Source organism: Pseudarthrobacter sp. CC4 (assembly GCF_048957775.1).
In the GTDB taxonomy this organism is placed as follows: domain Bacteria; phylum Actinomycetota; class Actinomycetes; order Actinomycetales; family Micrococcaceae; genus Arthrobacter.
In genome coordinates, this window is the sequence record NZ_JARCCZ010000005.1 from 18,219 (window position 1) to 38,036 (window position 19,818).

Genomic DNA, 19,818 nt, shown 5'->3' on the forward strand with positions numbered 1-19,818 from the left:
TATGGGCGCATCTGCCCGAGCAACCTTTTTCTGTAGGAGCACCGTGCCAAGCAAGGCCAAAACCGGCAAGAAACTCGTGATTGTGGAGTCTCCGGCCAAGAGCAAGACCATCGCCAAGTACCTGGGCGAGGGCTTCATCGTAGAGGCCTCCATTGGTCACATCCGCGACCTTCCCCAGCCGTCCGAGCTCCCCGCTGAGCTGAAGAAGACCTCGGTGGGCAAGTTCGCCGTCGACATTGAACACGACTTCAAGCCCTACTACGTGGTCTCCCCGGACAAAAAGAAAAAGGTGACTGAGCTCAAGGCCGCGCTCAAGGACGCCGACGAACTTTACCTCGCAACCGATGGGGACCGCGAGGGCGAAGCCATCGCGTGGCACCTGCTCGAAGTGCTCAAGCCCAAGGTCCCGGTCTACCGGATGACCTTCGGTGAAATCACCAAGGAAGCCATCCAGCGCGCCATGGGCAACCTGCGCGATGTGGACACCGCGCTGGTGGATGCGCAGGAGACCCGCCGCGTCCTGGACCGGCTGTACGGATACGAGATTTCCCCGGTGCTGTGGCGCAAGGTGGCCCGCGGCCTGTCCGCCGGCCGCGTGCAGTCCGTGGTGACCCGCATGGTGGTGGACCGCGAACGCGAACGGATGGCCTTCAAAGCCGCCTCGTACTGGGACCTCACGGGCCAGTTCGGCGCAGACGCCGGCTCGTTCAAAGCGAAGCTCGCCGCCGTGGACGGCGCCAAGGTAGCCAGCGGCCGGGACTTCAACGACGACGGCGTCCTCACCTCGAAGAACGTCGCCCACCTCAATGAGGAGCTGGCTGCGTCCCTGGCGGCCGGGCTGCAGGATGCTTCGTTCACCGTTCGGTCCGTCGACACCAAGCCCTACACCCGCCGGCCGGCGGCACCGTTCACCACGTCCACGCTGCAGCAGGAGGCGGGCCGCAAGCTGCGGTTCTCCTCGAAGAGCACCATGCAGGTGGCCCAGCGGCTCTACGAAAACGGCTACATCACCTACATGCGTACGGACTCGTCCGCGCTGAGCGATGAAGCCGTCACCGCTGCCCGCCGCCAGGCCTCGGAGCTGTACGGCCCGGAGTACATCCCGCAGTCCCCGCGTGTGTACACCGGCAAGGCAGCCAACGCCCAGGAAGCCCACGAGGCCATCCGCCCCGCCGGCGACTCGTTCCGCACCCCGGCCCAGGTGGCCAAGCAGCTCTCCGGCGACGAATTCCGGCTCTACGAGCTGATCTGGAAGCGCACCGTCGCCTCCCAGATGGCTGACGCCAAGGGCTCCACGGCCACCATCCGCCTGGGCGCCGTGTCCGCTGACGGGCGGGACGCGGAGTTCTCCGCGTCCGGCACAGTGATTACCTTCCCCGGCTTCCTTGCCGCCTACGAGGAAGGCAAGGACGAGACCCGCGGCGACGACGACTCCGACGAAGCCCGCCGCCTCCCCAATGTGGCCAAGGGCGACGCCCTCAAGGCGTCCGACATCATCGCCGTGGGCCACGAGACCTCGCCGCCGCCGCGCTACACGGAAGCATCGCTGACGGCGGAGCTGGAGAAGAAGGGCATCGGCCGCCCGTCCACTTACGCCTCCACCATCTCCACCATCCAGGACCGCGGCTACGTCCGGAAACAGGGCTCGGCCCTGGTCCCCAGCTGGATCGCCTTCTCCGTCATCAGGTTGCTGGAGCAGCACTTCAGCGACTATGTGGACTATGAGTTCACCGCGGACATGGAAGGCGACCTGGACAAGATCGCCAACGGCCAGGCCGTGGGCGCCTCCTGGCTGCGGCACTTCTACTTCGGCGAGGACTCGGATCCGGGCCTGCTGAGCATCGTGAACAACCTCGGCGAAATCGACGCGCGGGAAATCAACTCCATTCCCATCACGGACCAGATCACGCTCCGGGTGGGCAAGTTCGGCCCGTACCTGGAAAGCTCAGCCGCCACTGTTGACCCGAAGACGGGGGAGATCGTGGAGTCGCCCCGGGCCAACGTGCCGGAGGACCTGGCTCCGGACGAGCTGACCGCTGCCAAGGCCATCGAGCTGATGGAGACCGCTGCCCCCGAGGAACGCGTGCTGGGCACGGACCCGCACACCGGCCACACCGTTGTTGCCAAGAACGGCCGCTACGGCGCCTACGTCACCGAGGTCATCCCGGAGATGACCGAGGAGCAAATCGCTGCGCAGCCGGTGGAGTACTACAAGAACGGCAAGCCCAAGCCGCCCAAGAAGCCCGTCAAGGCCAAACCGCGCACGGGCTCGCTGTTCAAGTCCATGACCGTTGAGTCGGTAACGCTGGACGAGGCCCTGCAGCTCATGAGCCTCCCCCGCGTCCTGGGCGAGGACGCCGAAGGCAACCTCATCACGGTGCAGAACGGCCGGTTCGGTCCATACCTTAAGAAGGGAACCGACTCCCGGTCCATCGGCTCGGAGGAGGAGATCTTCACCATCACGCTGGACCAGGCGCTGGAGATCTACTCCCAGCCGAAGCAGCGCGGAGCCCGGGCTGCCGTCCCGCCGCTGGCGGAGTTCGGCCCGGACCCCGTGTCGGAGAAGAACATCGTGGTGAAGGAAGGCCGGTTCGGCCCCTACATCACGGACGGGATCACCAACATCACCGTCCCGCGGGCCACGTCCCTGGAGGAACTGACGCGCGAGCAGGCCGTGGAGCTCCTGGCCGAGAAGCGCGCCAAGGGCCCGGTAAAGCGCACGGCCACCCGCAAGGCGCCGGCCAAGAAAAAGGCCACCGCGAAGAAGTAGCCGGGCGTTTGCATGCCGCACGGGATCGTGATCGGGTAGAGGGATGACTGAACAGCCTGCGCACACGGATCTCCAGCCCCTGAACGACCTCGAGGAAAAGCTCGCCAAGGGCGGGCAGCCTGACGCCAACCCGGTGGACGTCATCCTGTCCTTCCTGAACAGCGAGGTCTACATCATCAGTTCGGACGGCATCGAGGGCGAGGACTCCCAGGTGGAGCCGCTGGTCCTGGGCAATGCCGACGGCGATCCCGTGCTTGCCGTCTTCTCGCACCCCAGCCGCGTGGACCAGCAGTACCTTGACGCTGCGCCGAACGTGCTGGGCACCCAGGGCGCAGCCATCATCGCTAACATCGGCGAGGAGCTGGGCATGGTTATCAACCCGGGCGCCGCCTACGGGTTCGAGATCAACCCTGAGGGCGTGGCCAACATCAAGCGCGACTTCAAGCGGGCTGACGAGCAATAATGTCACCATGCGGCTAGGCGTCCTCGATATCGGGTCCAATACTGTCCATCTCCTCCTGGTGGACGCCCACCCCGGCGCGCGCCCGGTACCTTTCGCCTCGCATAAGCGGCCGCTGTCCCTGGTCCAGTACCTGGAACCGGACGGCAGCATCAACGACGCCGGCCAGCACGAGCTCACCGAATTCGTGCTGGAAGCCTGGGAGTTTGCCGCCAGGCACAAGGCCGAGGACCTCCTGGCGTTCTGTACGTCGGCCATCCGCGAGGCCACCAACGGCCCTGAAGTCCTGGCGCGCGTAAAACACGAAACCACTGTGACGCTGCAGGAGCTCACCGGCAGCGAAGAAGCGTCGATGACCTTTTTTGCCGTCAGGCGCTGGCACGGCTGGGGCGCCGGGCCCATCCTCAACCTGGACATCGGCGGCGGCTCCTTTGAGATGGCTTTCGGCCAGGACGAACTTCCGGAGGTTGCCACCTCCGTGCCGCTGGGTGCCAGCCGGCTCACCAGGGACTGGCTATCCGAGGATCCGCCGTCAGCCAAGAGCGTCAAGGAACTGCGGCGGTACATCCAGGCCACCCTCAAGCCCGCGGTGCGGGAATTCGACGGGCTGGGCCGTGCCAACGTCGTGGCGGGAACATCCAAGACCTTCCGCTCCCTTGCACGGATCGCCGGCGCGGCCCCGAGCGCGGCCGGCCCGTACGTCAAGCGGGAGCTCCGTGCGACGGACCTTGGAGTGTGGGCGCAGCGCATCTCGGCGATGAAGGCCGAGGACCGGCTGCACCTGCCGGGGGTTTCCGAGGCACGTGCCCATCAGCTGCTGGCCGGAGCACTCGTTGCCGAGGCCGCGCTGGAGCTCTTCAGGTTCAAGAAGCTCCGGATCTGCCCCTGGGCCCTGCGTGAAGGCCTGATCCTGCGCCGGCTGGACCAGCTGGTGTTTTCGGGGCCCCTGGAGCCTGCGCCCCACGTGGCGGCGCCGCAGGCTGTCGAAGCCCCGGCCTAGGGCCCTGCCGGACGGTGCCCGCGGCACACGAGCCGGTTAAAAGCGGAAGCACCGGCGTCCACAACAGGAAAATGGGGGAAAACCTGTTGCCGACCGCCGGTGCCCTGGCAGGGATCCCCATCCCTGCCGCATCACTCGCACCCTCAATGAGGTAATAACTACGTTAGGACCCCAAGTTGTGAGGTACCTGCGCCTTACATGTGAGCCACCTGTGAGTGCATTTCAGCCGGTTCCCTGGTTACCGGGTTGTCCACCCCGTGGTCATCATTTTCGGCGCCGGCCGGGCCTAACTGTAATGATGGAGCCATGAGCAACCGAATCGCCTTCCTGGGCTGTGGATCCATGAACGAAGCAATTCTGAGTGGCCTGCTGGAAGCGGGGACGGATCCCGCGGACGTCGTCGCAACGGTCCGGCGTGCCGGGCGTGCCGCGGAACTGGCCGAGCGGCACCACGGCGTGACCGCGATTGCCGGTGAGGAGGAGCCGGACAACAACAAACAGGCAACCAAGGGCTCCGGCGTTGTCATCCTTGGCGTCAAGCCTGTTGGCATCCTTGACCTTGCGCGGGAGATCAGCCGCTCCCTTTCACCAACCGCCGTGGTGGTCAGCGTGGCTGCCGCGGTGTCCATCGCCCAGCTCGAGGCCGCACTGCCGGCGGGACAGCCGGTAATCCGCGCCATGCCCAATACACCGGCGAAGCTGGGCCGCGGCGTGGTGTCGGTGTCGCCGGGGACCCACTGCACCCCGGAGCAGCTTCAAAAGGTCAAGGACGTCCTGCGGGGTGCGGGAACAGTGGTGGAGGTCCCCGAGGAGCAGGTGGACGCGGTCTCGGCCATCAGCGGCTCCGGACCCGCCTACGCGTTCTACCTGGCGGAAGCAATGGCGGCAGCCGGCCGGGAACTGGGCCTGGATCCGGAACTGTCCGTTCTCCTTGCCAGGGAAACCGTGGCCGGAGCCGGCTTCATGCTGGCCGAGCCCGGGGCGGATCCAACGGCGCTGCGCAAGGCAGTGACCAGCCCGAACGGCACCACTGAACGGGCCATCGCCACCTTTGACGAGCGGGGCCTTCCCGCCATCATTGTGGCCGGTGCCCGCGCGGCCACGGAGCGGGCAGCCGAAATCACCAGGCAGCTCGGCTAGTCCCCACCCGCTCCCTAACCTCGCAAGCTCGGCCAGGGAACCCCGCGGGCGTGGGCCCAGGCACCCGTGCAATTACGGCCGGGCAGCGAACCGTTCCAGCAGGTCCACGTGGCCGGACACGATCAGCATGTCCCGGGAGGACACCTTGGTCTCCGGGCGGGCATAGGTGAAGTCCTCGCCGGGCGACTTCACGCCCACGATCGTCACGCCGTACTTGGAACGGACCTTTGACTCGTCCAGGGTGAACCCCACCGTTTCGCGCGGCGGGTACATTTTCACGATCGCGAAGTCGTCGTCGAACTCGATGAAGTCGAGCATCCGGCCGGACACCAGGTGGGCTGCGCGGACGCCGGCGTCGGCCTCCGGATAAATCACATGGTTGGCGCCGATCCGGGTGAGGATCTTGCCGTGGGACGGCGTAATCGCCTTCACCCACAGGTGCTCGATGCCAAGGTCCACCAGGTTGACCGTGATCAGCACGGAGGACTCGATGGACGTGCCCACGCCCACGACGGCGGAACTGAACTCCTGCGCGCCGAGCTGGCGGAGCGCATCGATGTTGGTGGCGTCGGCCTCCACCACGTGGGTCAGCAGCGGTGCCCACTTCTGCACCAGGGACCGGTCCCGTTCAATAGCCAGGACTTCCCGGCCCTGCTTGACCAGCTGTTCTGCCGTGGATGAACCGAAGCGGCCCAGCCCGATCACCAGCACTGGAGCGTTGTGGGCGGGGCGCCGGGGGGCGTCTGGGGAACTAGCCAATGATCGGCCTCTCTTCGGGATAGTGGTACAACTGGCTGCGCTGGCGGAGGGCCAGGGCGGCCGCCAGGGTCACGGTGCCGACGCGGCCGGCGAACATCAGGGCGGCAAGGACGTAAACGCCCGCCGGCGGCACCTCTGCGCTGAGGTTGGTGCTGAGACCCACGGTGGCGAAAGCCGAAATGGTCTCGAACAGCACCCGGTCCAGGGACGCCCCGCTGATGTGCAGCAGGAGGAAGGCGGACACGGACACCAGGGTGGCGCCCGCGACGATCACGGAGATGGCAACGCGCATGGTGCCCTGCGGGATGGTCCTGCCGTAGACCTGCACATCGGTGTCGCCCCTGGCCTCCGCCACGATCGCCAGGAACATCACGGCGATGGTGGTGACCTTGATGCCGCCGGCCGTGGATGCCGAGCCGCCGCCGGCGAACATGAGCGCGTCGGTCAAGAGCATGGTGGTGGACTCCATCTGGTTCTGGTCCACCAGGTTGAAGCCGCCGGACCGCATCATCACGGAGGCGAACAGGGCATGCGTCACCTTGTCATCGAAATCCATGGTCCCGATGGTCCGCAGGTTGTCCCACTCCATCAAAGCCCACAGGAAAGTGCCGGCAAACAGGAGGATGAAGGACACCTGGATGGTGAGCTTGGTGTGCAGGTTCCACTTCTTCCAGTTCAGCCCGTTCTGCTGGAGGACCATCACCACGGGAAACCCGAGGCTTCCCAGGAAGACGCCGAGCATCAGCGGGACCAGGATCCAAAGGTCCGTTTCGTAAGGCACGATCCCATCCGAATGCGGGGTAAAACCGGCATTGTTGAAGGACGAGATGGAGTAGAAGATCCCGTGCCACACGGACTGCCAGAACGGCTCTCCCAGGGTCAGGAACCGCGGGACAAGGGCAAGCGCCAGCATTCCTTCGATCACCACTGATGTTGTGATGACGATCCGCAGCAGGGTGCCCACCTCGCCCAGGCGGCCTGCGTTGTTCATGGATTCCGCGGCGATGATTTTCCCCCGCACGCCCAGCCGCTTGCTGACCATCAGGGCAAGCAAGGAGGCCAGGGTCAGCGTGCCCAGGCCTCCAATGAAGACGCCCACCAGGATCACCAGCTGGCCGAAGAAGGACCAGTGGACCGCCGTCGACACCACGGTCAGGCCGGTTACGCACACGGCCGAAACGGCCGTGAACAGCGCCTGGTGGACCGGGGTGGGCGTGCCGGCGGCGGACGACACCGGCAGCGAGAGGAGGAGTGTGAAGACCAGGCAGACGGCGGCGAACACCGTCAGGGCAAGCCGGGCCGGGGAGGTGTTTGCGATGTCGTCAATGAAGTCGCGCAGCCGCGTAAGGATCCAGAGGCCTTCCCGCTCCTGCGCTGCGGGATGCCAGCTGGCCGGGTTCCGGGGCCTCGACTGGCTTTGCGTCATGTGTGGCTTTTCCTCGGTAGAAACTGCTTCCCTCAGTAGTAAACCACTAATGCGGCGTTATGGCCGGGCAGGAGGGGCCGCCCGCTCAGGTAGCCTGTGATTGATGACATACCTCCCGGGTCTCAGCCAGCCCGCGCCCCCAACGGTGGTGGCGTGGAGTTCTGACATGACTGCCTACAATTTCGGTCCGGGCCATCCGATGGCGCCGGAGCGGATGGACCTGACAGCCCGCCTCGCCGGCAGCCTGGGTTTGTTCGGCCTGGACCACGTCGTGGTGGAAGCGCCCGAAGTGGCGGACGACGCCGCGCTGGAGTCGGTGCATTCCGCAGACTTTGTTGCGGCGGTCCGCAGGGTCAGCGCCAACCCAGCGGAGCCCGATGAGGCCCGCGGGCTGGGCACGGAAGACGATCCCGCCTTCGCCGGCATGCATGAGGCGGCAGCCCGGCTGGCCGGCGGTTCGCTGCTGTCCGCTTCCCGGATCCTGGACGGCTCCGCGCTGCACGCGGTTAACTTCGGCGGCGGCATGCACCATGCCGCCCGCGAACGGGCCAGCGGGTTCTGCATCTATAACGACGCTGCACTCGCCGTGCAGAAGCTGCTCGACGGCGGCATCAGCAAGGTGGCATATATCGACGTCGACGCCCACCACGGGGACGGGACGGAGAGCATCTTCTGGAATGATCCCCGTGTGCTCACCATTTCGCTGCACGAGAGCGGCCTTACGCTCTTCCCCGGAACCGGATTCGCCAATGAGATCGGCGGTCCGCAGGCCGAGGGGACGGCGGTGAATGTCGCCCTGCCGTCAGGGACGGGGGATGCCGGCTGGCTTCGCGCCTTCCACGCGGTGGTGCCGCAGCTGGTGGCCGCTTTCCAGCCGGAGGTGATCGTCAGCCAGCACGGGTGCGACTCCCACCGCACGGACCCGCTGACACACCTCAACCTCAGCGTTGACGGGCAGCGGGAGGCCGCCTCCGCCGTCGGCAGTCTCGCCGCCCGGCACTGCGACAACCGCTGGATCGCCACCGGGGGCGGCGGGTACAACGTTACGGACGTGGTCCCGCGGTCCTGGAGCCACCTGATTGCCATCGCGTCAGGGCGGCCCGTGCCGCTGCGCACTCCCGTCCCGGAGGACTGGCGCGCCTATGTCCTGGCAAAGTTCGGCAGGGACGCCCCCCTCCTGATGGGCGACGACGTGGAACTGTGGTGGCGGTCCTGGGAAGTGGGCTTCGACCCCAACGATGCCGTGGACAGGACGGTCATGGCCACGAGGAAGGCAGTCTTCCCGCTCCACGGGCTGGACCCCTGGTTCGACTGACCGCGGGTTCGACCGGTGCCGGTTCAACTTCCTTGCGCTGATTGCCTGGTCAGCTGCTCGGCTTTTCCGTCTGGAACACCACCCCGGCAGCGCCGATGAGCCAGCCCAGCAGGGACAAAGCGAAAGCGCCGATCAGGTCCGTTGATGCCGTCCCTTTGGCCAGCCAGAGCAACAGGACGGCCAGGCCCACGGCGAGGTAGACCAGGATCGCTGCAATGATCCGCCCGGACAACCTGGCTGTGATCTCGGCAGGATTGAAGGCCGCGGGCCTGCCCGGCTCCCGCTGAAGCTCGTCCCGACGGACCTCGGCGATGGTAAATCCCAAGGCCGACGCCGTCAGCGAACTCAACGACGTGGCGAGGACTCCGGCCGCCGTGACCAGGGCCCCGTTGAGCGGCGGCGCCACCGTGCGTCCGTCCGGCACCCAGAATCCGACGCGCAGCAGCACCGCGCCCCAGACCGCCACGAAAAGGCCCAGGAACACGAGCGCGATGATATTGAACAGTTGCTGGCGAAGGAACTCCATCACCACCCACCCCTCAAACCGTGGTGGCCGCCGCGCGGGAATCCGGGCAGCAGTGACACCGTTCTAGCACTGCCGGGAAACCGGGGCAATGGTGACGGGTACCGGCCGAAATAGTTGATGCCTTTGGGCGTATATGTCGCTAGGGTGGGAGGCATGGTGACAGACGACGTATTTGCCGTCATAGCGGAATCGACCCGGCGGGACATCCTCGTCTCCCTCCGTTCCGGAGACAAGGCCGTGGGCGAACTGGTGGAGGAACTGGCGGCAAGCCAGCCCACCATTTCCAAGCACCTCAAAGTCCTCCGCGAAGCCCAGCTGGTGAGCATGAGGGCCCAGGGGCAGAAGCGCTACTACGCACTGAACCGTAAGCCGCTGGAGGGGATTGCCAGCTGGCTGGAAACGCTCGACGTCGGTTCGGCGGCACCGGCGCCGGCTGCGGCAGCCGGCGCGGCCCCGGCCGCAGCCACTGACGCCAAGCGGGCCGAACCTGCGCCCGCGCAAGCCAGGAAGGCGGCTGCCGCACACAAGGAGGCCGCGACCGCCGGCGCAGTAGCGGCCGAGGCTGTGTCCGCCGGAGTCTTGGCGAGGGACGGTGCGGACCTGAGTCCCGCCGTCGTGATTCCCGGCGGAACCACCGCGCCACTGAGTGATGACAGCGTGCCCCAGCAGATCGGCAGGACCGTGGGGCGCGCCGCCACCAAGGCCGCGGATCTCCTGGCCAACCTCCCCAACCTGCCGAAGTTCGGTCGGAAGAAGTAGCTCTTAATCCAACTGACTCGCAGTTGACGCACTCAAATCCGGATTTCGGTGCGTTAACTGCGAGCCAGTTGGGCGGGGCTTAGTTGTTGAGCAGGCGCACGTGGTCCGGGGTCAGCTCGGAGATCTTGCTGGCGCCCAGCAGCGCCATGGTGCGGGCCATGTCCTTCTCGAGGATCTGCAGGGTGCGGTCAACGCCCGCCCGGCCGCCGGCCATCAGGCCGTACAGGTAAGCGCGGCCGATCAGCGTGAAGTCGGCGCCCAGGGCGAGGGCTGCCACGATGTCCGCGCCGCTCATGATGCCGGTGTCCAGCATGATCGCCGCATCCGTGTTGTCCTTGGTGAAGGCTTCCTTGACCTCGGGGAGCAAATGGAACGGGATGGGGGCCCGGTCCAGCTGGCGGCCGCCGTGGTTGGACAGGATGACGCCGTCCGCTCCATGGTCAACAACCCGGCGGGCATCCTCCACGGTCTGGATGCCCTTGACCACCAGGTTTCCCTTCCAGGTTTCGCGCAGCCAGTCCAGGTCCTCGAACGTCAGGGTGGGGTCGAACATGGAGTTGATCAGGTCCGCCACGGTGCCGGTGTAGCGGGACAGGGAAGCGAAGGTCAGCGGTTCATGCGTGAGGAAGTTGAACCACCAGGCGGGCCGGTAGGACGCATCCAGGACAGTCTTGATGGTCAGCGCCGGCGGGATGGTCATGCCGTTGCGGACGTCGCGGAGGCGGGCGCCGGCGACGGCGGTGTCCACGGTGACCATCAGGGTGTCGTTACCCGCCTTGGCGGCGCGCTCGATCAGTTCCAGCGAGCGGTCGCGGTCCGTCCACAAGTACAGCTGGAACCAGTTGCGGCCGTTCGGTGCGGCGGCGGCAACATCCTCGATGGACGCGGTGCCCATGGTGGACAGCGTGTAGGGGATGCCGGCGGCCTCGGCTGCCTGCGAACCGGCGTACTCGCCCTCGGACTGCATCATCCGCGTGAAGCCGGTGGGCGCGATCCCCACCGGAAGGCGGGACGGCTTGCCCAGGATGTCGGTGCTGAGGTCGATCGCGGAGACGTTCCGCAGGATGCCGGGCCGGAATTCGATGTCCAGGAAGGCCTGGCGTGCACGCCGAAGAGTGATTTCCGCTTCGGCGGCGCCGTCCGTGTAGTCAAAAGGCGCCTGCGGGGTGCGGCGCTTTGCGATGTCCCGCAGCTCCCAGACTGTGCTGGCCCGCTTGAGCCGGGCTTCCTTGCTGAACTCCGGCTTCTTGAACTGCATCAGCGGAGCCAGGTCCGAGTACTTCGGGATGCGGCGCTTCAGCGCCGCCGGCACGGCAGCGGCGGCCGGGGGAGCGGCCGGTGCCTGGGTAGTGGACGGGGCGGGCGGCGTTGTGGCCGGAATATCCGTCGCGTCCGGTGCGGGAGTTGCTTCCGGATTGTTGGGCTGGATGGTGTGGGTCATGGCGTCCTCCATTGGCCGGCAGGTCCGCATCCGGGACCTCCTGTGGTCTAACCACACTGTAGGCCATGTGGTCCAACCACATCAAGTACCATTGCCCTATGCGGACGCACCAGCTTGTTTTGTCGTGGATCGAAAATGAGCTTTCGGAGGGCAGGCTGACCGTGGGCGGCCGCCTTCCGGCCGAGCGCACGCTTGCGGAACAGCTGAAGGTCTCGCGAACGTCCGTGCGCGAGGCCATCAGGATCCTTGAGGCGATGGGCGTGGTCCGGGCCGGGGTCGGCTCGGGTCCGGAGGCCGGCACGGTGGTCATTTCGGATCCCACGGCGGCCCTCGGCTCTGCCCTGCGGCTGCACGTTGCAACCCAGCACCTTCCGGTGGCGGACATCGTGGAAACCCGGGTGCTCCTCGAGTCCTGGGCCGCGTCGAAAGCCAGGCCGGACGCGCCGGAGCTGGAGACAGCCGCCGCCTTGCTGGACCAGATGGCCGCGGAAGGGCTTGCCGTCGACGAGTTCCTGGCGCTGGACGTCCGGTTCCACCTTGCCCTGGCCGACGCCGCCGGCAATGCCGTCGTGAGCGCCATGATGGGATCGTTGCGCGAATCCATCCAGAGCTATGCCGCGCAGATCACCTCCAGCCTCCCCGACTGGGAGGACACGGCATCGCGGCTGAAGTCGGAGCACGGCGGCATCCTCGCCGCCATCAGGAATGACGACGGCGAACGGGCGGCAAGGCTCGTTGCCGCCCACATCCAGGGCTACTACAAGGAAGCAGGACTGGATCCGGCGGAGGCCCGGCCAGCCCCGTGAGCGGATGTCAGCCGTGCACCGCGGTGCGGGCGGCCTTGGCCGGGCCCGTGCTGGCCCGCACTTCGAGCCTCGGCTGGTAGCGGCTGCCGGGAGTCTGGCTCGCTTCATTCCGGATGAGGGCCCGCAGCTGGTGCCATGCCTCCGCCCCCAGCTCGGTGATGGGCACCGCTGCCGTGGTGAGCGTCGGCGTCGTGTATTTGGCGAAGGGGATGTCATCAAACCCGGTGACGGAGATGTCGCCGGGAACGTCAAGGCCGCGCTCGTGCAGCCCGCTCATCAGGCCCATGGCCACGAGGTCGTTGAAGGCCAGGATCCCGGTGGCACCGCTCTCCAGCACCGCGTCTACTGACCCATGGCCGGTGTCGAAATCGGAGCCGCCTTCAAGCATGGTGACCTCAACATGCGGATGGGCGGCCTTGAACGCCTCCAGGCCCTGGAGCCGGAGGTTGTTGGACGCGCTGCGGGGAGGCCCTGCCAGGAAGGCGAGGCGGGTATGCCCGAGCTCTACCAAATGTTCGGCGATGTCCTGCACGCCCTGGCCGTAGTCCACCACCAGGCTGGGAACATCGGCGGCTGCCGTGGTGCGGTTGATCAGCACCAGCGGGCGCAGTGACGGGGCCAGCTCTTCCAGCTCGGCGTCGCTCATGCGCGGAGCGCACAGGACCAGGCCATCGCAGCGCCGCCGCGCCTCACCCGCAAGGATGGACTCCTCGCTGGAGACTTCAAAGGAGTCGGCGATGAGGACGCGGTAGCCGTCCTGGGCGGCCGCCCGGCTGAGGCCGCGGAGGATGGCCTGGAAAGTGGGGTTGGCCAGGTCCGGCACCACGATGCCGATGGTGTCGGTCTTGCCGAGGGCCAGGCTTCGTCCCACCGGGTTGGGCTGGTACTTCAGGTCAGCCGCAGCTGCCTTCACGCGGGCGGCGATCTCAGGGTCAACAGTGAAGTTGCCGTTCATGACGCGCGAAACCGTGGCGTGCGAGACGCCCGCCTTGAGGGCAACATCCGCGATGCCGATCCGGCCGGAAGCCGATTTCCTGACCATAAGTGGCCCCTTCCTCAGCGCCGGAGCCGGCAGGCCCGGGCGCAGTCCGCTGGCGGGGGTACCCGGCCAACTCCTTGTCGACGTACTAGTCAGAGCATGTCGTACGTGAAAGCATATAACGGGACGGGAAAGCGATTTCTCTTCTTTTCCCGAATTTTCCCGCACGGTTTTCCCGGCTTTTCCCGTGCGGCCGCCGCGCCGGGGTAGAAAACGCTTTCTCACAACGCTGCCAATGGTTGACGGATGGGCGGTCCGGTTGATAGAACTCATATAACGAATCCGGAAAGCGTTTTCTCACGCCTCGTCAGCATAGAACCGGATCAACCCCGAACAACGGCCCGGCGGGCCGGATTTAAGCCTTCGAAAGGGACCCTCATGGTCAACACAGCCGAGTCGACTTCTGCTTCAGAGGCCCGGTCCGAGTCCGCGGACGGCCTTCACGCCGTTCCCGGCGCCCAAGCTGCTGCCGCCCGCCGGGGCGGAAAGACCCGCATCGCCCTGATCGGGACCGGCGGGCGCTCCGAGATGTACATCCGCGCGATCTTCGGCAAGCACGCAGATACCGCCGAACTGGTGGCGTTCTCGGATGTAAACCCCGGCCGGGTGGAGTTCTACCAGCAGCTCATCCAGGAACTCGGCGCCCCGGGACCCGTTGCGTCCTTTGATCCGGCGGACCTCACAGCCTTCATCCAGGCCAACAACATCGACCGGGTCATCGTGACCACGCCGGACTACACCCACGCCGATTACATCGTGGAGGGCCTGCGCGCCGGGGCGGACGTCGTCGTCGAAAAACCCCTCACCATCGACGCCGAGGGCTGCCGCCGCATCACCCAGGCCGTGCACGAGACCGGCCGCAACGTTGTGGTCACCTTCAACTACCGCTATTCGCCGCGCAACACCGCACTGAAGGGGATCATCCAGAGCGGCGTGATCGGCAAGGTCACGTCCGTCGACTTCAGCTGGGTGCTGGACACCGTCCACGGCGCGGACTACTTCCGCCGCTGGCACCGCGAAAAGAAGAACTCCGGCGGCCTGCTCATCCACAAGGCGTCCCACCACTTCGACCTGGTGAACTGGTGGATCGACGACGTCCCCGAGCGCGTGTTCGCCTCCGGCGGGCTGAAGTTCTACGGTGACACGAACGCCGCCGAGCGCGGCCTGGGCCCCCGTCCGGAGCGCGGCACGCCCGACGCCGATGCTTCCGCCGCCGGAACAAGCACCAGCGCGAAGGACCCCTTCGCGCTGGACCTGCGGGAGGACGAGCGGCTCAAGGCGCTGTTCCTGGACAACGAGCACTACGACGGCTACCGCCGCGACCAGGACGTCTTCACCGGCGGCATCACCATCGAGGACAACCTCGCACTCGTGGTGGAGTACCAGGGCGGGCCCCGCCTGAGCTACTCGCTGAACGCCCACAGCCCCTGGGAGGGCTATCGCGTCGCAGTCAACGGCACCGAGGGCCGCGCCGAGCTGGAAGTCGTGGAACGCGCCGCCGTGCTGCACAGCACGGACAAGAAGACTGTGGTGGACCCCAGCGCCACCCCGGTGGAGGAAGAGGACGCCATCCGCCGCAACGGCGAACGCCTGGTGGTCCAGCGCCACTGGGAAGCCGCCTACGAGGTGCCGATCGTCAACGGCGAAGGCGGACACGGCGGCGGCGACGAGCTCCTGCTCTCGGACCTCTTCAACGGTCCGGGCGAGGACCCGCTGGGCCGCCCCTCCGGTTACCTGGACGGGCTGAGGTCGGTGTCCGTGGGCATCGCCGGCAACCGCTCCCTCGAGACCTCCCTGCCCGTACGCATCGCGGACCTGGACCTCGGCATCGACCTCCGCCGCGGCAAGTGACCGGCCCGAGAACCTGAAGGAACAACCATGAGCAGGATCTTTGTCACCGGCGGCTCCGGCCGGCTGGGACGCAGCGTGGTGGCGGGGCTGGCCGGCAAAGGCCACCAGGTCATCTCCGTGGACCGCGACGCCGTCCCGGCGGACCAGCTTCCCGCCGGGGTGGTGCAGGAAACCGCCGACCTCCTGGCGCCGGGCGAGGCGCCGCGCCTCCTCCGGGAAACCACGCCCGACGCCGTCATCCACCTCGCTGCGATCGCGGTGCCTTTCAGCGCGCCCGAGGACGTCATCTTCGCTACGAACACACGCCTCGCCTTCGCCGTGGTCAGCGCCGCGACGGAAGTGGGCGTGCCGAAGATCGTCACCGCCAGCAGCCCCACCGTGCTGGGCTACGGCGCACCTGCGGGCTGGCTGCCGCCGTCGTTCCCGCTGGATGAGCGGACCCCGCCGAAGCCGTGGAACGCGTACGCGCTCTCCAAGCTCATCGCGGAGCAGACCGTCCAGGCCTTCGCGGCAGCCCAGGGCGAAAAGATCCGCTACGCGGCGTTCCGCCCCTGCTACGTGATCTCCCCGGAGGAGTGGGAAGGCGCGCCCACCCAGCAGGGCCACACCCTTGTGGAACGGCTGGCCGACCCCGCCCTCTCCGCACCCGCCCTGTTCAACTACGTGGACGCCCGGGACGTGGCGGACTTCCTCGACCTGCTGCTGGAAAGGATGCCGTTCATCCCCAACGGGGAAACCTTCTTCGTCGGAGCCGCTGACGCCCTCGCCACCGCGCCCCTGGCCGAACTGATGCCAAAATTCCTGCCCGGAAGCGAAGTCCTCAGCGCAGGGCTCACCGGCACCAGCCCGGCCTTCTCCATCGCCAAAGCACAGGAACTCCTGGGCTGGCACCCCGCGCGCAGTTGGCGCACGGAACTCAAGTCCCGTTCCACCCTCAACGACGAGAACTCCGCGCTGGTCAGCACCGGCGGCGGAGCCAAGGAGACACCATGAAATTCGACGGCGTACTGTTCTTCCCCGTCACCCCGTTCACAGCCGTTGGTGCCGTCGACGTGGAACTGCTCAAAGAACACATCAGCTCGCGGCTTCCGTTCGGGCCGGGCGGCGTCTTCCCCGCCTGCGGCACCGGCGAATTCCACGCCCTCAGCATCGACGAAGTCCGCATCGTAGTCGCTGCCGCCGTCGAGGTTGTTGCCGGAAAGGTGCCGGTAGTAGCAGGAGCCGGCGGACCCCTGGGCCATGCCCTCGCCGCCGCCCGCGCTGCCGAAGAAGCAGGCGCGGACGCGCTCCTGGTGCTGCCGCCGTACCTGGTCACCGGCCCCACGGACGGTCTGGTTGCCTATGTCGAGGCCGTGGCCAACGCCAGCAGCTTGCCGGTCATCGTGTACCACCGCGGCAACGCCAGGTTCACGGCCGCATCCATGACCAGGCTGGCCGCCAACCCCAAGGTCATCGGCTTCAAGGACGGGCTCGGCGACGTTGGCCTGGCCCAGGAAATTGTGTCCGCGGTCCGCGCCACGGGACGCCGGGACTTTGCGTTCTTCAACGGGCTGCTGACCGCCGAACTGACCCAGGGCGCCTACCGCGGACTGGGGATCCCGCTGTACTCGTCCGCCGCGTTCGCCATGGCGCCGGAAATCGCCACGGCCTACTACCACGCCTACGAAGCGGGCGACGAGGACCGCCGGAACGCCCTGCTGGAAGGCTTCTACGCGCCGCTGGTTCGGCTCCGTGACCAGACTCCGGGCTTCGGCGTTTCGCTGATCAAGGCAGGCCTGCGCCTGGGCGGCCTGCCGGTGGGCCCCGTGCGCCCGCCGCTGGTCGACCCCACCGAGGAGCAGTTGGTCCAGCTGAAGGCCATCCTCGCCAGGGGCTACGAGTTGGCCGGCCGCTGATGGGCGCCCCGGCCGCCGAAGCGGTGCGCACCGCACCGCGCATCACGGGCCTCACCACCCGCCTCATCACGGTTCCGCTGCGCCGCAGCTGGGGCGTGGAGGCACCTGAAAACCACGTGATCGTCACGGAGATCCATACGGACGACGGCGGCGCGGGGCACGGTTTCTCCTGGACGCCCACCATCGGCCCCCAGGCGGTTAAGGCACTGCTGGACCATGACATTGCGCCTTTCGTCGCAGGGTTGCCGGCCAACCCCGAGGTGGTTTGGGACGCGCTGTGGAAAAGGCTGCATGAGGCCGGCGGCGGGGGACTGACCACCATCGCGATGGCCGGGGTGGACCTTGCCCTCTGGGACCTGCAGGCCTCCCGCGCCGGAACCTCCGTCACCGGATACCTCGGCCAGCGGCAGGAGTCTGCCGAGGTCTACGGCTCCGGGGTGAACCTGCACTACACCCTTGACGAGCTGGTGGCGCAGGCCGAACGCTGGGTCGCGGCCGGGCACCAGGCAGTGAAGATCAAGGTGGGCAAACCCGACCTGCGCGAGGACCGCGAACGTGTTGCCGCGGTCCGCTCCGTGCTGGGGCCGGACCGGAAGCTCATGATCGACGCCAACCAGCGGTGGGACCTGCCCGCCACCTTCCGCGCCCTCGACGTCCTGTCCGAATTCGGGCTGGAGTGGCTCGAGGAACCCATCCGCGCGGACGATCTCTGGGCGTACCGGCGGCTCCGCAAGCATTCACCGGTGCCGATTGCCCTTGGCGAAAACCTGCACACCGTCTACCGGTTCCGCGATTTCATTGAGGCGGAAGCGGTGGACATCATCCAGCCCAACATCGTCCGGGTGGGCGGCATTACCCCGTTCCGGCGGATCGTTGAGCTGGCACGGACCAACAGCATCAGGGTCATGCCGCACCTGCTGCCCGAACTGTCCGGGCAGCTGGCCCTGACCCTGGCGGAGCCCACCATGGTGGAGGACGTCGAAGAGGCATCCTTCGAACAGTTGGGGATCCTGGCCGGCCCGTCGCCGGTCCGGTTCAGCAACAGCCGGGTGACGCTCACGGACCAGCCGGGGCTCGGCTTCCGGTTCACTGACAACCCGCAGACCTAATCACGACGAACAGGATCCCAGTGACTACTGCAACCCTTTCCCTTACCGGGCTCACGGCTGCGGCCACGAAGGCAGCGAAAGCTTCCGCGGCTGCCTCGGATGCCCGGCGCGCGGCCTGGCTCAACGCTGTGGCCGATGCTTTGGACGCCAACGCCGCCGAGCTCGTCGAGATCGCGGATTCCGAGACCAGCCTGGGCGCCGCCCGCCTCACCGGCGAAGTGGCCCGCACCACCGGCCAGCTGCGCCTGTTCGCCCGGGTGATCACCGAGGGCACTTACCTTGAGGCCATCATCGACCACGCGGATCCGGACTCCACCCCGCCCAAGCCGGACCTGCGGCGCATCCTGCGGCCCATCGGACCGGTTGCGGTCTTCTCCGCCTCCAACTTCCCGTTCGCCTTCTCGGTTGCCGGCGGAGACACTGCCTCGGCCCTGGCCGTGGGCTGCTCCGTGATCGTCAAGGCGCACTCGGGCCACCTCCGGCTGTCGGAACGGACGGCGGAGATTGTGGCAGAGGCGCTGCGCGGCGCGGGCGCTCCGGACGGCCTGTTCGCCCTGGTGAGCGGCCGCGAAGTGGGAACAGCGCTGGTCCAGGACCCCGCCATCAAGGCCGTGGGCTTCACCGGGTCCATCCCCGGCGGCCGCGCCCTCTTCGACCTGGCCACGTCCCGCCCCGATCCCATCCCGTTCTACGGCGAACTGGGCAGCCTCAACCCGGTAGTGGTCACGGAGGCAGCCCTGGCGCAACGCCCGGACCAGCTCGCCGCCGGGCTTGCAGGGTCCTTCACCCTGGGCGCCGGACAGTTCTGCACCAAGCCCGGCCTGGTGTTCATCCCGGCTGGAACAGACTTTGCCGGGAAAGTGGCGGCAGCCAGCAAGGACAAGCCTGCCCTTGGCATGCTCACCAGCCGGATCGCGGAGGCCTACCCGGACGGCCTGCGCAGCTTCGCGTCCGTGGAGGGCGTGAAGGTGGTCAGCGGCACCGTGGACCAGGACGCAGTGTCCGACGGCGCCGCACCCGTGGTCTTTTCCACCTCGGCGGCAAAGGTCCTGGAGCGCCCCGGGGAGCTGCTGGAAGAGTGCTTCGGCCCCACCACCATGCTGATCGAGTACTCGGGCCAGGAGGAGCTGTCCGCGGTCCTGGCCAAGGTGCCGGGCAGCCTCACCGCCACCGTGCACGCCCAGCCGGGCGAGGACGTGTCCGGCCTAGTCGGCCAGCTGTCCGAGCTGGCCGGCCGCGTCCTCTTCGACGGCTGGCCCACCGGTGTGGCCGTCAACTGGGCCCAGCAGCACGGCGGCCCCTACCCGGCCACCACCTCGCTGTTCACCTCGGTGGGCGCGACGGCGGTCCGCCGCTTCCAGCGTCCGGTTGCCTACCAGGATGCGCCCGAAACGGTGCTGCACCCGGCCCTGCACGAAAGCAACCCGCTGGGCATCCCGCGCCGGGTCGACGGGGAACTCGTACTTCCCTGACAACGCTCTCTCACTTGATGTCGGTTTAACCGAACCGCTCTCTCACCTAA

At 67.2% G+C, this 19,818-nt stretch carries 17 protein-coding genes; 12 read left to right on the forward strand and 5 right to left on the reverse strand.

The features are described from left to right. Positions 1 to 43 precede the first annotated feature (43 nt). From topA to proC, 4 genes are all read left to right on the forward strand, one after another. Positions 44 to 2,770 carry a type I DNA topoisomerase gene (gene topA, locus PV768_RS05540; protein WP_421092483.1) on the forward strand — a complete coding sequence of 909 codons (2,727 nt, stop codon included), beginning with the start codon at positions 44 to 46 and terminating at the stop codon, positions 2,768 to 2,770. Between the two features lie 43 nt (positions 2,771 to 2,813). Next, complete coding sequence (locus PV768_RS05545) at positions 2,814 to 3,233, forward strand: SseB family protein (protein WP_321214375.1); 420 nt, start codon at positions 2,814 to 2,816, stop codon at positions 3,231 to 3,233. 7 nt (positions 3,234 to 3,240) lie between these two features. Continuing rightward, positions 3,241 to 4,230: a Ppx/GppA phosphatase family protein gene (locus PV768_RS05550; protein WP_157241159.1), complete on the forward strand. Its 990-nt coding sequence runs from the start codon at positions 3,241 to 3,243 to the stop codon at positions 4,228 to 4,230. Between the two features lie 306 nt (positions 4,231 to 4,536). Continuing rightward, a complete protein-coding gene (proC, locus tag PV768_RS05555; RefSeq protein WP_321214374.1) occupies positions 4,537 to 5,370 on the forward strand; it encodes a pyrroline-5-carboxylate reductase in 834 nt (277 codons plus the stop codon). A gap of 72 nt (positions 5,371 to 5,442) precedes the next feature. Here proC and PV768_RS05560 read toward each other — a convergent pair whose 3' ends face one another. Both PV768_RS05560 and PV768_RS05565 read right to left on the reverse strand, forming a co-directional pair. After that, positions 5,443 to 6,081 (reverse strand): potassium channel family protein, encoded by a 639-nt coding sequence (locus tag PV768_RS05560; RefSeq protein ID WP_171059109.1) that lies wholly within the window; start codon positions 6,079 to 6,081, stop codon positions 5,443 to 5,445. 40 nt (positions 6,082 to 6,121) lie between these two features. Continuing rightward, a complete protein-coding gene (locus PV768_RS05565) occupies positions 6,122 to 7,555 on the reverse strand; it encodes a TrkH family potassium uptake protein (protein WP_421092484.1) in 1,434 nt (477 codons plus the stop codon). A gap of 103 nt (positions 7,556 to 7,658) precedes the next feature. Between PV768_RS05565 and PV768_RS05570 the strand changes: the two genes are divergently transcribed. Then, positions 7,659 to 8,870, forward strand: coding sequence for an acetoin utilization protein AcuC (locus PV768_RS05570; RefSeq protein WP_157241166.1), 1,212 nt, complete (start codon positions 7,659 to 7,661; stop codon positions 8,868 to 8,870). 49 nt (positions 8,871 to 8,919) lie between these two features. Here the strand turns inward: PV768_RS05570 and PV768_RS05575 are convergent, their stop codons facing one another. Beyond that, positions 8,920 to 9,396, reverse strand: a complete 477-nt coding sequence (locus tag PV768_RS05575; protein ID WP_421092564.1) for a hypothetical protein — start codon at positions 9,394 to 9,396, stop codon at positions 8,920 to 8,922. Between the two features lie 153 nt (positions 9,397 to 9,549). On the opposite strand from PV768_RS05575, the gene PV768_RS05580 reads away from it, so the two are divergent. Continuing rightward, on the forward strand, positions 9,550 to 10,155 hold the full coding sequence (locus tag PV768_RS05580; RefSeq protein WP_157241168.1) for an ArsR/SmtB family transcription factor: 606 nt from the start codon (positions 9,550 to 9,552) through the stop codon (positions 10,153 to 10,155). A gap of 79 nt (positions 10,156 to 10,234) precedes the next feature. On the opposite strand, the gene PV768_RS05585 is transcribed toward PV768_RS05580, so the two are convergent. Next, a complete protein-coding gene (locus PV768_RS05585) occupies positions 10,235 to 11,596 on the reverse strand; it encodes an alpha-hydroxy acid oxidase (protein WP_321214372.1) in 1,362 nt (453 codons plus the stop codon). A gap of 98 nt (positions 11,597 to 11,694) precedes the next feature. Here PV768_RS05585 and PV768_RS05590 point away from each other — a divergent pair, with 98 nt between their 5' ends. Beyond that, positions 11,695 to 12,402 (forward strand): FadR/GntR family transcriptional regulator, encoded by a 708-nt coding sequence (locus tag PV768_RS05590; RefSeq protein ID WP_157241172.1) that lies wholly within the window; start codon positions 11,695 to 11,697, stop codon positions 12,400 to 12,402. A gap of 7 nt (positions 12,403 to 12,409) precedes the next feature. Here the strand turns inward: PV768_RS05590 and PV768_RS05595 are convergent, their stop codons facing one another. Then, positions 12,410 to 13,444 carry a LacI family DNA-binding transcriptional regulator gene (locus PV768_RS05595; protein WP_157241174.1) on the reverse strand — a complete coding sequence of 345 codons (1,035 nt, stop codon included), beginning with the start codon at positions 13,442 to 13,444 and terminating at the stop codon, positions 12,410 to 12,412. A 375-nt stretch (positions 13,445 to 13,819) separates the two neighbouring features. On the opposite strand from PV768_RS05595, the gene PV768_RS05600 reads away from it, so the two are divergent. The 5 genes from PV768_RS05600 to PV768_RS05620 are packed head-to-tail and all read left to right on the forward strand — an operon-like array spanning position 13,820 to position 19,768. Beyond that, positions 13,820 to 15,292: a Gfo/Idh/MocA family protein gene (locus PV768_RS05600; RefSeq protein ID WP_157241176.1), complete on the forward strand. Its 1,473-nt coding sequence runs from the start codon at positions 13,820 to 13,822 to the stop codon at positions 15,290 to 15,292. A gap of 27 nt (positions 15,293 to 15,319) precedes the next feature. Beyond that, positions 15,320 to 16,285, forward strand: coding sequence for an NAD-dependent epimerase/dehydratase family protein (locus PV768_RS05605; protein ID WP_157241178.1), 966 nt, complete (start codon positions 15,320 to 15,322; stop codon positions 16,283 to 16,285). Beyond that, positions 16,282 to 17,187, forward strand: a complete 906-nt coding sequence (locus PV768_RS05610) for a 5-dehydro-4-deoxyglucarate dehydratase (protein WP_421092485.1) — start codon at positions 16,282 to 16,284, stop codon at positions 17,185 to 17,187. Before PV768_RS05605 ends, PV768_RS05610 begins: the two co-directional genes overlap by 4 nt. Beyond that, positions 17,187 to 18,296 (forward strand): mandelate racemase/muconate lactonizing enzyme family protein, encoded by a 1,110-nt coding sequence (locus tag PV768_RS05615; protein WP_421092486.1) that lies wholly within the window; start codon positions 17,187 to 17,189, stop codon positions 18,294 to 18,296. Before PV768_RS05610 ends, PV768_RS05615 begins: the two co-directional genes overlap by 1 nt. A gap of 20 nt (positions 18,297 to 18,316) precedes the next feature. Then, positions 18,317 to 19,768, forward strand: coding sequence for an aldehyde dehydrogenase (NADP(+)) (locus PV768_RS05620; protein ID WP_421092487.1), 1,452 nt, complete (start codon positions 18,317 to 18,319; stop codon positions 19,766 to 19,768). The last annotated feature ends 50 nt before the right edge of the window (positions 19,769 to 19,818 follow it).